This is a genomic window from Corynebacterium riegelii, from assembly GCF_001263755.1.
In the GTDB taxonomy this organism is placed as follows: Bacteria; Actinomycetota; Actinomycetes; order Mycobacteriales; family Mycobacteriaceae; genus Corynebacterium; species Corynebacterium riegelii.
Genome location: NZ_CP012342.1, coordinates 1512658 through 1529043, shown reverse-complemented (window position 1 = coordinate 1529043; position 16386 = coordinate 1512658). Strand labels below are relative to the sequence as shown.

General features: G+C 62.9%; 8 protein-coding genes. 3 read left to right on the top strand and 5 right to left on the bottom strand.

Annotated elements, in window-relative coordinates:
• Positions 1 to 16: 16 nt before the first annotated feature.
• From AK829_RS12490 to AK829_RS07395, 3 genes are read right to left on the bottom strand one after another with little or no spacing between them, the layout of a single operon-like run.
• On the bottom strand, positions 17 to 190 hold the full coding sequence (locus tag AK829_RS12490) for a hypothetical protein (protein WP_157045323.1): 174 nt from the start codon (positions 188 to 190) through the stop codon (positions 17 to 19).
• A gap of 34 nt (positions 191 to 224) precedes the next feature.
• Positions 225 to 9278 (bottom strand): type I polyketide synthase, encoded by a 9054-nt coding sequence (locus AK829_RS07400; protein ID WP_052205279.1) that lies wholly within the window; start codon positions 9276 to 9278, stop codon positions 225 to 227.
• A 31-nt stretch (positions 9279 to 9309) separates the two neighbouring features.
• On the bottom strand, positions 9310 to 10941 hold the full coding sequence (locus tag AK829_RS07395; protein WP_052205278.1) for an acyl-CoA carboxylase subunit beta: 1632 nt from the start codon (positions 10939 to 10941) through the stop codon (positions 9310 to 9312).
• Positions 10942 to 11050: 109 nt separating this feature from the next.
• Between AK829_RS07395 and acpS the strand changes: the two genes are divergently transcribed.
• The 3 genes from acpS to AK829_RS07380 all read left to right on the top strand — a co-directional run bounded on the left by acpS (position 11051) and on the right by AK829_RS07380 (position 14009).
• Positions 11051 to 11449 (top strand): holo-ACP synthase AcpS, encoded by a 399-nt coding sequence (gene acpS / locus AK829_RS07390; RefSeq protein WP_052206445.1) that lies wholly within the window; start codon positions 11051 to 11053, stop codon positions 11447 to 11449.
• Between the two features lie 339 nt (positions 11450 to 11788).
• Entirely contained in the window at positions 11789 to 12796 is a 1008-nt protein-coding gene (trpS, locus tag AK829_RS07385; RefSeq protein ID WP_052205277.1) for a tryptophan--tRNA ligase, read from the top strand.
• Between the two features lie 127 nt (positions 12797 to 12923).
• Positions 12924 to 14009, top strand: coding sequence for a YhjD/YihY/BrkB family envelope integrity protein (locus AK829_RS07380; protein ID WP_052205276.1), 1086 nt, complete (start codon positions 12924 to 12926; stop codon positions 14007 to 14009).
• Positions 14010 to 14019: 10 nt separating this feature from the next.
• On the opposite strand, the gene AK829_RS07375 is transcribed toward AK829_RS07380, so the two are convergent.
• Positions 14020 to 15267, bottom strand: a complete 1248-nt coding sequence (locus AK829_RS07375) for a D-alanyl-D-alanine carboxypeptidase family protein (RefSeq protein ID WP_232305691.1) — start codon at positions 15265 to 15267, stop codon at positions 14020 to 14022.
• Positions 15268 to 16383 carry a TRIC cation channel family protein gene (locus tag AK829_RS07370; RefSeq protein WP_232305690.1) on the bottom strand — a complete coding sequence of 372 codons (1116 nt, stop codon included), beginning with the start codon at positions 16381 to 16383 and terminating at the stop codon, positions 15268 to 15270.
• Between the last annotated feature and the right edge of the window lie 3 nt (positions 16384 to 16386).

Below are 16386 nucleotides of genomic sequence, written 5' to 3'. Positions count from 1 at the left end.
ACGTGCGCTCCTTTCTTTAGTAGTGCGTGACGTTTCCGAAACCAGAGCCAAAACCAGCGCCGTAGCCCTCATCGGCACTGCCACTAGCTTCGGCGAGGTAGCGGGTCTGCGCGTCTGCAATGACAGCGCTCAGCGCCGCCAGCTCGTCATTGGAAAGCGAAGCGTCATTGGTGTGAAACAACGGTGTCATGGTGTCTCTCCTTTACCGGCCTTGAAACAGGGCCTTAAACAGTTGGGTAGGTGCCGTCAGCGTTGAGACGGGCGTCGGGGTTGAGCAACAGGGCAATCTCATCGTCGTGGTCGTTCGCGCCAGCAAAGCGACGGTTCTCCACCGGGGCGAAGAGCTCCGCGCGGCCGAGCATGCCGGCCTCCAGGCGGCCAGCGCCGTCCACACGGCGCTTGGTGGCTTGGGCGCGCCAGGCATCTGCGTCGATACCCTCACGCACCAGCGCGGCCTCGAACACGCCTGGGTGGCCGAGCACAACCAGCGCGCCGACGTGGCCGAAGCCAAGCGAGGTCAGCGCCGCCGCCTTCACCTGGCCTGCACCCAGCGCAAGCGGGGAGCGCAGCCACACCAGGTTCTTCGCCTTCGGTGCGATCAGCGGATCCACGCAGTCCAGCGCCGCGTTCGGCGGCAGCGCACCGCTTGCCAGCACGTCAATCAGCCCGCCGATCTGGAACAGGGCAGCGCCAGCCTTGGCGTGGCCCGTCAGCGTCTTCTGGGAGATCACGTACATCGGCGCATGCTCGTTACGCCCAATGGCCGGCCACAGAAGCGAGTGCAGCTCGGACTCATTCGGGTCGTTGGCATTGGTGGAGGTGTCGTGCTTGGACAACACGTTGACGTCGTCAGGCGAAAGGCCCAGCGAAGCCAAATTACGAGCCAAGCGGGAGGACTCGCCGCCACATGCGGCAGCCAGCACACCCAGGCCAGGCGCCGGGATGGAGGTGTGCGCGCCGTCGCCAAAGCTGGAGGCGTACGCCACTACCGCATGCACCGGCAGACCCAGCTTGGCGGCAAGGGAGCCGCGGGCAAGCAGCAGGGTGCCGCCACCTTCGGCCTCAAGGAAGCCGCCGCGACGACGGTCATTCGCACGCGAGATGAAGCGATCATCAATGCCCTGGGCGGTCATCTTGGCGGTCTCGGCGGTGGCGTTCATGTCGCCGAAGCCCTGGAGGGACTCCACCTGCACGTCATCAATACCACCAGCGATGACAAAGTCCGCCTTGCCCAGCGCGATCTTGTCCACAGCCTCCTCAACACTCACCGCGGCAGTGGCACACGCGCCGACCGGGTGAATCATGGAGCCGTAGCCGCCAACCAGAGCCTGCATGGTGTGCGCAGCCACCACGTTGGGCAGTGCTTCCTGCAGGATGTCGCTCTGACGTTCCTCACCAATGAAGCGGGAGACGAACACCTTGTGCAGTGACTCCATGCCACCGATACCCGTGCCCTGGGTGGTTGCCACAAAGGAGGGGTGCACCGCCTGCATCAGCTCGCCCGGGGTAAAGCCCGCGGTGATGAACGCGTCCACAGCAGTGACCAGGTTCCAGGCGGCCATGCGGTCCATACCGTCGGCCATCTGCGCCGGAATACCCCACTTGGTCGGGTCAAAATCATCCGGGATCTGGCCCGCAACGGTGCGAGACAACGTCGCCTTCTTCGGCACGTACGCGTTTGCACCAGCCAGGCGGGTCACGGTCCATTCGCCGCCAACCTGCTTGACCACAGTCTTGTCCGGATCGGCAGCCTCGTGGTCGCGGGCCTCGGCTTCCGTTGCCACGCTAAACGTGATGTCGCGGTCCAGGTAGACCTGCTCCAGGTCCACGGAGCCCTGGTCCGTCAGGAAGTACTTGTCCGTCAGGGTGCGAACGCCACAGCGGGCCACTACTTCGGCGCGGAAGCGCTCGTAGATGTCTTCCTCCGCAACCTCGGCACCGTCGGCGTCATACCAGCCCGGGTTCGGGTCCTCGGACCAGGTGATCAGGCCCATCATCCAGGCCAGCTCCAGCACGCCCGCGGCGGTCAGCTCCACGCCCCCGGTGCGCTCGATGCCGTACTCAGCTTCGCGGCGCGTGCGGCCCGAGCCCCAGCTGGAGATCTCGCCCACGCCCACGATGACCACCATGTCATCCAGGGAGCAGGTCACATCCCCAACATTGGCAGGTGCCGGTTGCAGCGGGTTCGACACATTCGGCAGAGCTCGGACGGTTGCGGGGCTTTCGCTTGCCGACGCCTCCGTGACCTCCCCACCACGCACCGAACGCGCCAACTCCGCAATGGAGACCCCAGCGTCCGCCAGACCACCGGTCAGATCCAAGTCAAGCGGAGCCTGCTTCGCCTGCTCGCGGGACTCTGCTGATGCCAAGCCCATCAGCTGCGTGGAGATCTCCTCCGGGCTCCACACGTGAATACCTGCAGCCTTTGCGGCCGGCACGAGGGCGTCGTTGCCGCCCATCAGGTGGGTGCCGGCAACCCAGCCGATACGCGCCTGAGCCAGGGTGACGCCATCTGGCCAGCCGGTTTCGGCGGACCACTTGTTCACAATCGCATCGAGTGCGGCCTTGACCTCGCCGTAGGCGCCGTCGCCACCAAAGGTGCCGCGGTTCGGCGAACCCGGTAGCACCACGTGCGTACGCGTCGCCGGGTAGTGGTCACCGCGCTGCGCCAGCTCAGACAGACCAGCGATGGTGCGCTCCACCGACCACAGCAAAAGACGCGCCTGGGTCTCCGCGTTGCCGCCGACCTCTGCCAGCGAGCCAGACACGGACGGTGCGGCGAACGGGAACGCAAGCGTCGGGGTGAGCGCAGGCTTGATCACCTTGACGTCCTTGCCCACCGTCTCCTTCTGCTCCGCGCCAATCCAGGCGATCAGCGCGTCAATGTCGCGGTAGGACGACAGGTTCGCCGGCACCAGCCACAGGCTCGCGCCCACCGAGGCGTGCTCGGCGTAGAGCTTGCGCGCAAACTCCTTGCGCGCCTGCCCAACGTTGGAGGCGGTCATGATCACGGTCGCACCGCCAGCCAGCAGTCGCTCCACCAGGGCGGTTGCGATCGAGCCCGGCGCGGCACCGGTTACCAGCGCCACGTCGTTGGCATAGGGCTCATCGGCCTTTCCCTGTGCGGCTTCGGCGATTGCACGCAGCACGTCTGCACGGTTCGCGCCGGTGTTCTGCGCGTACCACTCGGCCTGCTGAGCGATGGTTTCGCCGGTGCCAGCAAAGCGCGCCGGGTCCAGCTCGCACTGGCCAAGGGCCACGCGTACGAGGTCTTCGCGGGCTTGGGCCCAGCGGTCGTCGAAAAGCACAGCCTTGCGCTCATCAAACACCGGGGTGACCTGCTTGACCCAGCTTGAGCCAAGCTCTGCCTCGATGGTCTCCACAATCGTGTTGTCCGGCGCGATGATCTCTGCAGCCTCGTCCTCAACACCCAGCTTGGCAAGCAGCGTGCGCGCCGTTGCCACCAGGGTGTCGGTGACCTCATCCTTGTAGGCATCCAGGGCTGCGGAATCAACCACGCCGCCGCTGGAGCTGCCGCCTGCCTGCGCCTGGCTCACCGCCACCCCATGCCGTGCCGCAACATTTTGCACAGCCTGATCAATCAGGGCGCTGATCTCCGCCTTGGAACCTGCGGCTGCTGGCAGGGTGGCAAGCGTGCCACCGCGGACAGAATCCTCGGTACGCGTGCCAAGCAGGATCTCCGCCTCAACGTGCGGCGTCCACGATGCCGGCAGACCCCACGCGGAAGCTAGGTGATCTGCAACGAACACCGGCTTCAGGCCAGCGCCGCCAAGCAGCTGGCGCAAACGCGTACCCACGGCCTCAGACAAGACGGTGCCAAACGGGGTGTAGCCCGGGGCAGCGGTGTTGACGCGCTGGTACAGCGTTGCCACATCCGCTTCCGCCGCGCCATCGATGGCGGGTACGCCGAGTTCTGCGGACATGTCCATGAGCAGCTGGTTGCGTCGGGAAGAAACACCACCAGTGAGCTCTTCAATCGTGTCAGAATCGTTGATCTGTTCCGGGCGGATCTTGTTCTGCACGGCAAAGAGCACGGTGATAGCGTCCGCAGCGGCAAAGGCCAGGTCCTCGGCCGGGCCGGAAGCGGCGGCCGCCGGTGCCGGGGCAGCGGCTGGGGCTTCAGCTGCCGGTGCGGAAGGAGCAGCTGCCTGTGCGGCCTGGCCCTCAGCAGTCTCAGCTGCGGAGTCTGCCGGTGCTGCCTCCTCGGCCTCAACCTCCGGCTCAGGCGCCGCAACCACGTCATTGAGCATGACCGCGTCCTGGCTGGACTCCACGTTGAACACCGGCACGTGGATACCCACCACGTCCATCTCACGCTTGGCCAAGTTGGTCAGCGTCGGGGAGGACGCCAGGCCAACCTCAATGATCTGCTCCACGCGCGGCAGCAGGAAGTCCTGCGTCTCAATCCAGCGCACCGGGGAGGCAAACTGCCACGCCAAAAGCTCAATCAGCAGCGTGCGTGCAAGCGTGTTGCGGTCCGTGTTCTCCGGGGTCAGCCCCTGGAGGCGCTCAGACGGCACCTCCGCCAAGACGGCGTCGATGAAGTCCTGCGTCAGCTCGAAGGGGCGAGCAACCAGGTTCGGAATGTAGCGGTCAACCAGCGTGTCCACATCAATTTCAGCAGGCAGCAGCTCGTCGAGCTTCTCGGCGAAGTCCGCCACACCGCTGCGCAGCACACGCGAGTGGAACGGCACGTCCACACCCGGCACCGTCACGTACGCACGCGGGGTAATCGCGTTTGCCTTCTCCTTCAGCGCAGCCAGACCACGCTTGGTGCCGGCGATGGAGTACTGCTGGCCCTTGATGTTGTAGTTCACAATCTCAAGGAACTCACCCGTGTCCTCCGAAAGCTGGGCAACGTAGGCCTCAACCTCCTCGGGGCCTACGCCAATCATGTTCGGGCGCAGCGCACCCATGCCGTAGTTGGAGTTGCCGTCAGCGTCCCTCGGCACCAGCGAGCCCATGGCAGAGCCACGCGAGTACACAATGTCAATCACGGCCTCCAGCTCAAAGATGTTGCCCAGGGAAGCAAGCGCCGTGTACTCACCAAGCGAGTGGCCCGCGTAGTACGCGCCAGAGCCCAATGCGTCCGCCTCACGCAGACGCTCCGTCTGTGCGTATGCCACCACAGCGAGTGCAACCTGCGTGAACTGGGTCAGGTGCAGCACGCCGTCCGGGTGCTTGAACTCCTCGCCGCGGACGATAAGGCGCGCCGGGTTTTCATCCACAATCCGCTGGATGGAGAAACCGTGGTTGGTGCGCGTGTGGCGGTCCGCACGGCGCCACACCTCGCGTGCGGCAGCGGACGCCTCGCGGTCGCCCTTGCCCATGCCCTCGGTCTGGATGCCCTGGCCCGGGTAAACGTAGGCAGTCTTCGGCTGCGCCAGAAGCGCCTGGCCGCGGGAAACCACATCGCCGTTAATGCGGCAGATCACCTCAAGTGCCTGGTGGATGCCCTTGCGGCCCACGCGCTCTGCGGTGATCTCCACCTCATCTTCCAGCTGCACCATGCCGTACATGGAGTAGGACCAGCCAACAACCTTGCCGTGGCGGCCAGCCAGGTGCTGGGCGGTAGCAGACAGCCACATGCCGTGCACCAGCGGCGCCTTAAGGTTCACCAACGCAGAGGCGTTGTAGGAGGTGTGGATCGGGTTGTAGTCGCCGGAGACCAGCGCAAACGGCGTCATGTCGGACGGTGCGTGGACCACTGCGCGGTCCACGAAGGAACGCGGGGTTGCCTCAATGCGGTCGCTGGACTTGCCGCCGCCGTACGCGGGGGCCGGTACCGGTGCTGCGGTGCCGGTAGCGCGGCCGCGGATGGCGAAGCGCTGCATCTGGGTCGCCACGATCTTTCCATCAGAGCTGAGTTCGAGCTCCACAGTGACAATGCGGCCAGAGACGGATTCTGCGATGGAGGTGCACTTCGACACTACGTCAATCGTGCGGCCATCTGCGAGCTCGGCCAACGGCACGCTTAGATCAATCACGTGGTCGAGGTGCACGGCGTTGAGCAGGCCCTCAATCACCGGGTAGCCATCCGCCAGTTGGCCGGAGCCAAGTGCGGTGTAGATCGCCGGCCAGCAAGGACCGACCAACACGTCGGGCGTACCGGCAACGTTCTGGCCGCTTCCGCTTTGCCCGGCGCTTCCGCTTGTCGGAAGCGCCGCACCGGTGACTGCGGAGTGCGCCGTGAGCAGCGACGGTGGCAGCGTAAAGGAGGATCGTGCCACACCAAACGGTGCGTCCTTGGTCGGTGCTTCAAGCTCCGGCATGGCAATGATCGCGTCGCCAGCTTCGGACACCGAGCCCACACCGGCCAGGCCCTCCAGCAGGTCGAACACGCTCTGCGGCAGGCGCTCACGCGAGACCACAGGCGAAGCACCCGTAGCGGCACCCGCGGGAATGTCCACCGGAATGGTCACTTCGCGCACGTAGAACGGGCGCTGGTCCTCCGGCAGGTGATCCCATGCGGAGTCAGCGTTGATGCGAATCGTCCACTCGCGCTCACCGTACGGGTTGAGCTCGCTGGTCAGCTCAAACGCGTCATCATCCAGCGCGTACGCCGGGTTTGCCATCAGGTGACCGTGCCACACAAGTGTTGGGCAGGAGCGCAGGTACGCTGCCTCATCTTCGGCGTCACGCAGGCGGGAGAAGCGAGGCTCGGCGGTTGCACCGGCGCTTATAAGCATCTGCGTCGTGGCGTCCTCAAACCTGCCCAACAGCTCTGCAACCGGCTCGTTCTTCTTGGTAATGCCGGCAACCGCCACCGGGCCCGGGATGATGCGGACCTGGTCAGCCGTGTAGCGCTCATCTTGCGCCTGCCACAGCGTGTCCTTGCCAAACCACATCTTCAGATCCCCATCCAGCGCCGGCACCCACGGCATCGGCTTCGGGTAGGCGTAGTGCAGGCCAATCCACCAGGCAGCGTCGCGCGGGGACACCTTCACCGTGCGCGCCTGCGGATATTGAGCCAGCAGCTTATCCACGCCCCGCTGCGGCTCCACCTCTTCACCCTCCGGGAAGAGCGTGGCAATCTCGCCGTGATCGGCCTCGTTCAGGCGTGCCTCGATGCGCTGCAGCAACGCGACGAAACGTTTATCCCAGCTGCTGTCCACAAACGGCGCAGCCAGCTCAACGAAGCGCTCCACCCACTGCGCGTACGTCATGTCCTCAACGTCGCCGAAGTAGGGCTTCGAGGTCTTCGACAGTGCCTCGATGATCTCCTCGCGGTGCGCCTCATACTCTTCAATATCCAGTGAGGCGATCAGGCGGGAAGCCTTGGCGAAGGAGTTATCCAGATCGTGCAGGTCCGCCAGCAGGTGCGACTGGGAAGACGCCACACCGCTCACCCCCTGGCCACGGCCGACCCAGCCGCCGTTGTGCTCCGGCGGAAGACCCGGGGTATCCACTAGCAGCTGCTTGACGGAATCGGTGGCTTTCGCTTCCTTCGTAGCCATGGCGACCGTACCCACAAATACGCCGTCTACCGGCATCTTTGCCAGGCCGAACTTCTCCGACCAGGAACCGGTGAGGAACTCAGCTGCGCGCTCAGGCGAGTACACGCCACCGCCGACGGTGAGCACCGCGTTGTCGTGCGCACGGATCTCCGCGTAGGTCTCCAGCAGCATCTCTTCCAGGTCAACCCACGAGTGGTGGCCGCCCGCGTGGCCGTCCTCCACCATCAAAATCACGGAATCATCCGGGTTGGCCTTGGCAATCTTCAGGGCATCGCGAACCTGCTGCGTGGTGCCGGGCTTGAAAGCGATGTACGGGAAGCCGTCTGCATGCAGCTGCGCGAGCAGCTCCGTTGCCTCCTCAACCTCCGGGATGCCTGCGGAGATGCATACGCCGCTAAACGGTGCGCCCGCTGCGCGCGCCTTGGGCACCATGCGGGTCTGGCCGAACTGCAGGTTCCACAGGAAGCGGTCAAAGAACATGGTGTTGAACTGAGCGGTACGACCCGGCTGTAGGAAGCTGACAAGGGCGTCCTTGTGCTTGGAAAACTCCTCCTCCGAGTACATGCCGCCGCCGGCCAGCTCTGCCCAGTAACCAGCGTTGGCGGCCGCGGCGACGATCTCGCCATCCGCCGAGGTCGGCGTCATGCCGCCCAGGATGATCGGGGACAGGCCCGTCAGGGCAGAAAAACGCGTCTGCGTGTACGTCTTGCCGTCCGGCAGAGTGATCACGCGTGGGGCATATTGGGAGTAGTCCGCTGCGGCAGGTAGCGCCTCGCCCGGTCGTGCGAGCGAGTCGCGTTTGCTTGATTGCGTCGCCTCCACCACCGGCACGCCCACACCGCTGACCAGCGCCTTCATGATGTTGGCGGTGGCCTTATCCAGTGCGATCAGGTGGCTTGCGCCATCGGCGACCAGGCCGCGCACGGTAGCGGTGAAGTCAAACTTGTCTGCCAAAATTGCCTGCGCAAGCTCGCGCGGGGTGGTGGTTGCAAAGGTGATGCCGCACTCCTCGGACCACGTCGCCGCCTGCTCAACAGCCTGTGCGTTGCTTGCCACGTGGAAGGGGTAGGCCACATCCAGGTAATCAAACGTCGGCTGGATTTCAGCACCGCCGAACTCCACCTCAAGGCGCGCGTTGTAGTCACTCGCCTTAGCCTCAATCGCGGCCTGCGCCTTCGCCAAGGCCTCCGGCGAACCCGAAAGTGCTACGTGCCTGCGGCCGTTGATCACACTGAGCACTGCGCCGGTTTCTGCCGGCACGAACTCCTCGATCTGCTCAACGGTCAGCCCACGCACCGACAGCATCCGGCTGCGAGCATCCGTCGCGCCGTAATCATTCGTGGCAGCCGCGCCCAAGATAAACGCAAAGGCCAGCGCCTTCTCCGCAGCCTTGTCACCCTCCTTGGGGTCCATCGCCACCGCGCCGATGATGCCTTGGGAGTGCCCGCCGAAGTGCACCTTATCCAAATCCAGGCCAAGCTGCGCCACGTGCTCCGCCGCCGCAACCTGTGCGAGCAGGATCGCCGGCACGCTCACAGCAGGAAACGCATCAATCGCCGCCACGTGCGGCTCATTGTCCAACGCCTCACGAATCCGCTGCGCCACACCCGGCACCACGGAAGCCAGCGGGCGGGAGACGGGGCCGGTGATCAACGCGGCGTCTCCAAGCAACTGCTCAATGCGCTTGCGTGCTAACGGTGCCGATGCCCCCACATCAAACAACGCCTGCTGCCAAGGGCTGCCCTGGCCAGGGAACACAATCGCAGGGGAGGTGAGGGACTGAATCGGGGTAAGAGTCATGGTGAAAAATCTTTCTGTTTTTAGGCGGGGGTTACAGCGGGATGTTTCCGTGCTTGCGAGCGGGACGGGCAACAACTTTGTCCTTGTACAGGCGCAAATTCGCGGCAATCGCAGCGCGGGTTTCACTCGGCAAAATCACCGCATCCACCAGCCCGCGCTCGGCCGCCTTATACGGGTTGAGCATCTCGTCTTCGTACTCGCGCTCAAAGCCCTTGATCAGCTGGGCAAGCTCCTCATCGCCCATGCCGGATTCCTTGGCCGCCGCGATGTCCTTGCGGTTGATGAAGCCCACGGCACCAGCCGCACCCATCACCGCAATCTGCGCGGTAGGCCACGCCAAGTTCACATCGGCGCCCAGGCCCTTCGACCCCATCACGCAGTACGCGCCGCCGTAGGCCTTACGCATGGTCACCGTGATCTTGGGCACGCTGGCCTCGCCGTAGGCATAGAGCAGTTTTGCTCCACGACGCAAAATGCCATCGTGCTCTTGCGCCGAACCCGGCAAAAAGCCAGGGACATCCACCAACATGACAATCGGGATGTTGAAGCTGTCACAGGTGCGGACAAAACGTGCGGCCTTTTCCGCCGAGTCAATGTCTAGGCAGCCGGCCAACACCATCGGCTGGTTGGCAACAAAGCCAACCGCCTGGCCCTCGATGTGGCCAAACGCGGTGACCACGTTTTCGGCGCGCTGCTCCATGATCTCCAGGAACTCGCCGTCATCCGTCAGCGCCGCGATGACCTCGCGCACCTCATACGGCGAGTTCGCGGAATCCGGGATCAGGGAATCGAGTTCTGTGTGGTCCTCGGTCTCTTCTGCCGGGAGTGCGAACGGCTGCGCGCTCGTTGCACGCTGGCGGCTATTAGACGGCAGGTATTCCAACAGCTCCGCCACCCAATCGAGGGCATCCTGATCATTTTCCGCAACGTAGTGGCAGTTGCCCGCCTGCTGCATGTGAATCCATGCGCCGCCGAGCTCATCCTGCGTGATCTCCTCGCCCGTGACCGTCTTGATCACGTCCGGGCCGGTGACAAACATCTTGGAGGTCTCATTGACCATGACCACAAAATCCGTCAGGGCGGGGGAGTAGGCGTTGCCGCCAGCGCAGGCGCCCATGATCACGGAGATCTGCGGCACCACGCCGGAGGCCTCGACGTTGTGGCGGAAGGTCTTTGCAATCCAGTCCAGGGAGACGGCGCCATCCTGAATACGTGCGCCGGCGCCTTCGTACAGGCCGATCAGCGGGCGGCCGGTGGTCACGGCAAGCTGCTGGATCTTGGTCATCTTCTCGCCGTAGACCTCACCGAGTGCGCCGCCGAAGACGGTGCCGTCCTGGGAGAAAATGCAGACTTCGCGGCCGTCGATGGTGCCGAATCCGGTGACAATGCCGTCCGTAACTGGACGTTTGGCCTGCATACCGAACTCGTGCGTGCGGTGGCGGGCCAGCTGGTCGGTTTCTACAAATGAGCCTTCATCCAGCAGGTAGTCAAGGCGCTCACGTGCCGTCAGACGGCCAGCTGCGCGTACTTTATCCAGCGGTTTTGTACCTACCGGCTCTTGAGCTTCGGCACGGCGCTGTAACAATTCCTCGTTTCTTTGCGACGTGGTTGGCAAAGGGGGCGGTTCCGGCAAAGTAGTTTTGCCTACAAAAGTATCTGGCATACGGGCATACTAAACCTACGGAACCGTAAGTTCCGAATCCGTAGCCAAATTCACAGAAAAAGAGCAGCTTAATTTGAGCTTTGGAACCGAGTATTCAGGAATGTTTTCAGTGCATATAGGGACCGACCTTGTCCATATCCCAACCTTTGCCACCCAGCTTGAGCAGCCAGGATCCACGTTTTCGCGGGTGTTTACAGACCGCGAACTGCGAACCTGTGCGGCAAAGGCGGACCGTTTTGCGTCACTTGCCGCACGGTGGGCCGCGAAGGAGGCGTACATCAAGGCGTGGTCGCAGAGTTTGTATGGCCAGCCGCCGGTTATTGCCGTTGATGAGGTGGACTTTGCGGAGATCGAAGTGGTGGCGGATGCCTTTTCGTGCCCTGCAATTGAGCTGCATGGTGAGGTTGCTCGGTTGGGGCCTGTGGTTGCCAGCGTTTCTTTGAGTCACGACGGCGATTACGCGACGGCCACCGTTTTAGTCGGCGGTGCCGGCGGGGGTGCTGGATGACTGGGCTGAAAATGAATGCGAAATCTTTCAGCGTCCTGCGGTTTTGTAGTCCCGTCCGTAACAAATCGATTTGTTTGCAATGGGGCTGGTGGGGCTCATGGGATTAGCGCAGGTCGGGGTGCCTCAGGGCGGCTGCTTGCCGACGGGGCGCTGAAAATGAATGCGAAATCTTTCAGCGTTCTGCGGTTTTGAAGTCCCATCCGTAACAAATCGATTTGTTTGCAATGGGGCCGGTGGGGCTCGTGGGATTAGCGCAGGTCACAAGCGCTCGCACGGTCACCTCGCCACACCTTCAGCCTTGCCGCACCCGCGCAAGTGCTGAGGGATAGACTGGCTTGCATGTCTCAACAGCGCGTTCTCTCTGGAATCCAACCCACCGCCGACTCCTACCACCTGGGCAATTACTTGGGTGCGTTGAAGCAGTGGATTGACCTGCAGGAAAACTATGACGCGTTTTACTTCATCCCGGACCTGCACGCGATCACGGTGGAGCAGGATCCGGAGGAACTTCGCCAGCGCACCATTGCTGGTTGCGCGCAGTTGATTGCGCTGGGCATTGACCCGGAGAAGTCCACCTTGTTTGTGCAGTCGCACGTGCCGGCTCACGCGGAGTTGACGTGGGTGTTGCAGTGCCTGACCGGTTTCGGTGAGGCCAGCCGCATGACCCAATTCAAGGACAAGAGCGTCAAGCAGGGCCAGGACCGTACCTCGGTGGGATTGTTTACGTACCCGATGCTGATGGCTGCAGACATTCTGCTGTACTCGCCGCAGCTGGTGCCGGTGGGGGAGGACCAGCGTCAGCACCTGGAACTCACCCGCACTCTGGCGGAGCGTTTCAACGCCAAGTACGGCGAGACGTTCGTGGTGCCGGATGGTTTTATTCCGGAGGGTGCGGCAAAGATTTATGACTTGCAAGATCCCACGTCCAAGATGAGCAAGTCTGGCGCGAATCCGAAGGGTTTGATCAACCTGTTGGATGAGCCGAAGACGTCGGCAAAGCGCATCCGCTCCGCTGTGACTGACACTGACGGGGTCATTGCTTACGACAAGGAAAACAAGCCTGGCGTGTCCAATCTCTTGGTCATCCAGTCGGCGCTGACCGGCAAGTCCATTGAGGACCTTGTCGCAGGATATGAGGGCCAGGGCTATGGTGCGCTCAAGGTGGATACGGCGGATGCGTTGGAGGCGTTTACTACGCCGCTTCGTGCTCGGTATGACGAGCTGATGGGCGACCGCGCTGAGCTTGAGTCAATCTTGGCTCGCGGTGCGCAACGCGCGCGAGAGATTGCGGAGCCATTGTTGGCTAGCGTCTACGAGAAGGTCGGTTTCCTCGCACCCCGCAGCTAGCGCCGAAGCTAGCACACGGCAAGCACGCTGACCGTCTGACCCGATCTACTTCGGCGTTTTCCTCTACGATCGTCCTTTGGCAAGAAACACGCCAGAAGAAACACGTCAAAGGATGGAAGGGACGCCGATGGCAACATCGACATCGACGCGTAAGGAATACACCGACGAGTTCGGCATTGAGCGCGCCAAAAAGCAGGAGCACAACTCCAAGGTTGAAGAGATTGAGGAGAAGGCTCCGGCTGTTGGCCATGTGATGCGCATGCAGGAGCGTTTCGGCGCTGCTGGCGGTAACCAGTTCGCCGCGGGCATTACGTATTTCTCTGTGCTTGCGCTGTTTCCGCTGTTGATGCTGCTGTTTGCCGGTATGGGCTTTTTCTTAAACGCTCGTCCTGATTTGATGCAGGAAGTGCAGCGCCAGGTCACCGAGTCGATGGACGGTGACCTCGGGGAGATGGTCAATAGCCTGATCAGCACTGCTATTGATCAGCGTGGGGCCGTTGCTGGTGTTGGTTTGCTCACCACGTTGTGGTCTGGTTTGGGGTGGATGAACAACCTGCGCGTTGGTATTTCCGCAATGTGGAATTTGGACGCGGACGAGGGCGGCAACTTTGTTGTGAAGAAGTTGTGGGATCTGGTTGGTCTTGTTGTGCTGATCGCCCTGTTCATCGTGGCGTTCGGTGTTACCGCCATTGGTACGTCTGGGTGGACGACGGATTTGATGGCCCACTTCGGCCTTGGTAATTTCCCGGGGTCGCGTTCTGTGGTGTGGCTGGTAGGCATCACGGTTGGCATTTTGGCCAACTTCATTGTGATGACGTGGATGATGATGTTCATGCCGCGCACCAAGGTTCCGGTGAAGTCTGGTTTGAAGGGCGCGCTGCTTGGCGCGGTCCTGTTTGAGCTGATTAAGCAGTTTGCAACGGTGATTATTTCCTCGGCCACCGGTAACCCGGCTGGTGCGATCTTCGGTCCGATTATCGCCCTGATGGTTGTGCTGTACCTGATCTGGCGTGTGGTGCTCTACACCGCTGCGTGGACGGCTACCACGGAGGAGTCGCTGAAGGCCGCCCCAGCCCAGGTGCCGCCGCCGGCTGTGATCAACGTGCGTGCGGCTGCGGCAGATGCGCAGCGCAACAAGGCAAAGCCGAACCCGGTGGGTGCGGCACTCGGTGCGGTTGGTCAGCGCATTGTCGCGCCGTTCAACCGCAAGTAACCGCAAGGAATTACCGGCGCTTGCGCTTGGCGCCCAGGCGCAAGCTGAGCCACAGCGCGATCAGCGCAAGTAACAGCACCCCGCCCACGATCAGGATGGGCAGGCCGTACCCGCGATTCTCAGCAGAAACGCTCGGCGCCTCCAAGGCAGGTGTCGGGCTCGCAGTGGGGGTAGGCACAGCCGTGGTGGTGGCCTGTGAAAGGGGCTCAAGCTTATCGACGCCACCGCGCACCCCATACGCCGCATGCAACAACATCTGCGCCTGCTCCCAGGCGCGGTGGTCCCAAGCCGTAGTATCCAAAACAACCGCGACGAGCCTGCGGCCCTCGTGGTTCACGGCGCCGACGAAGGTGTGGTTCGCATCATCCGTGTAGCCGGTTTTGCCGCCGATGCCGTCCGGGTCGTTGAGGTAGAGCTTGTTGTCATTCCACAGCTGGAAGCCGGGCAGGTCGTCGAAGCCGGGGAAGTCGTAGGACTCCGTATCAGCAATCTTGGTGAAGACAGGGTTGGAAAACGCCTCACGGTAGGCCAGGCCCATGTCCCACGCAGAGGTGGACATGCCGGCCGCATCGAGGCCGGAGTAGGAGGCGGCGCGCGTGTCTGTCATCCCCAGCTTCGCCGCCAAGTCGTTGACCTTGCGCAGAGCTGCCGTATCCCCGCCAAGCGCCTGGGCGAGCGCGTGTGCGCAGTCGTTGCCGGAGTTGAGGATCAGGCCGTAGAGCAGATCGCGCACGGTGTAGTCCCCGCCAGCGCCAATGCCGGCGGCGGAACCTTCCTGGCCGGCAGACTCCGCGGACACGTCGACCTTGGCGTCCAAATCCAGCTCTTCAATCGCCACCAACGCAATCAGGACTTTGATAATGCTGGCGGGGCGGTAGCGGCCGTGCGGGTCCTTCATCGCAACGACCTCCCCGGAGTCGAGGTCCGCCACCAGCCAGGCGGACGCCACCACATCATCGGGCACCTTGTATCCGGCAGCGGCACTGACCCCGCACGGACCGTCGTACGTCACCGGCAGTGCCGCAGGTGTTGTGGTGGCACGCTCTGATGTACTCACCGGCTCACGAGGTGCCGTTTCGTACGGGCAGTTGTCGGTGTCCGGGGCGTGTTCGCGGCTGGGTGGGATGAAATTTCCCGCCTCGTCGAAGTAGCCGGTGGTGGTTGGGGTTGGGGTTGTGGGGGTTTGCGCTGGCGTCGGCAAGCAGCCAAGGCTCACACAGCACACCGCGACTGCCAAGCTCAACCCCATACGCTTCATCTAGTTGTCTTTCTCCTTGTAGCGGGCCACGAGGCGTTCGATGAGTTCGTCGGTCAACGCGTCGTCGGCAAGAATGATGTCCAGCATGTCAGCATGTGCAGCCGCAGCTTTCTCAGGGTCGGACTGGGCCGTCTCATCGTTGTAGGAGGTGCCGTCAAAGTCCATACCAACACCGTCCAAGAGTCGTTCGTGGTCATTCGGCTTCTGCTCCGCGTCGATGTTTGCGTCGATGGCAGGGAACTGGCTGGTGAACTCGTCGAGGAATTCATCCGCAGCGCTGCGCACTTCCGCCCGATTCTTGCCCTTGACCACCTCAGCTTCTACACGACGCTCCAACGCCTTCTCCATCTGCCTATGCCGCCACGCCCGCAGTGCCTTCGGCTCCAGCTCGCGAGCCACCGCACGCGAGCGGTTCTCCGCCTTGCGAGCAATCGTTGCCACCTGTGACACCGTCGCATTCACCGTGGCGTTGACGGGGGCGAAATCCTTGTCCTGGTTCAGCTTCCATGTGCTGTAGTAGCCAACAAGGAACAACGCGTAGCTGGCCAGCGGCCCCAATGCCATGCCGAGGGCGAGGAAGCCGGTTGCGTCGCCGACAATCAAAATCACTGCGCAGACCACGGCCGGAACCACCGTCGGCTGGTTGCCGCCGAACACGCTGGGCTCACGTCCCGTGACCACGTCGCGGATCATGCCGCCGCCGGTAGCGGTGAACACGCCCATCATGATCGTGGGCAGCACAGGCAAGTCGTAATAAATAGCCTTCGACGCGCCAGTTGCGGCCCACAGGGCGGAGATCATTGCGTCGCCGTGTGACTGCATGACTTCCCAGGCACGGCCCTTGAAATATGTAAAGCGGGCGATCAGCGCGCCGGTGAACGCCAGGATCAAGTACTCCGGCTGGCTCATGGCGGCGACGGTGCCTTGGTTAATCAGCACGTCGCGCAGCATGCCGCCGCCGAGCGCCGACAGCATGGCGATGAAGAAAAATCCCACGATGTCATAGCCGCGATGACGCGCAAGCGTGCCGCCGATAACACCCATCAGCAGCACGCCGGAAACATCCATCCAGCGGTAGATGGAACTGATCAGCGGGTCTACCTGATCTACTGCCACGGT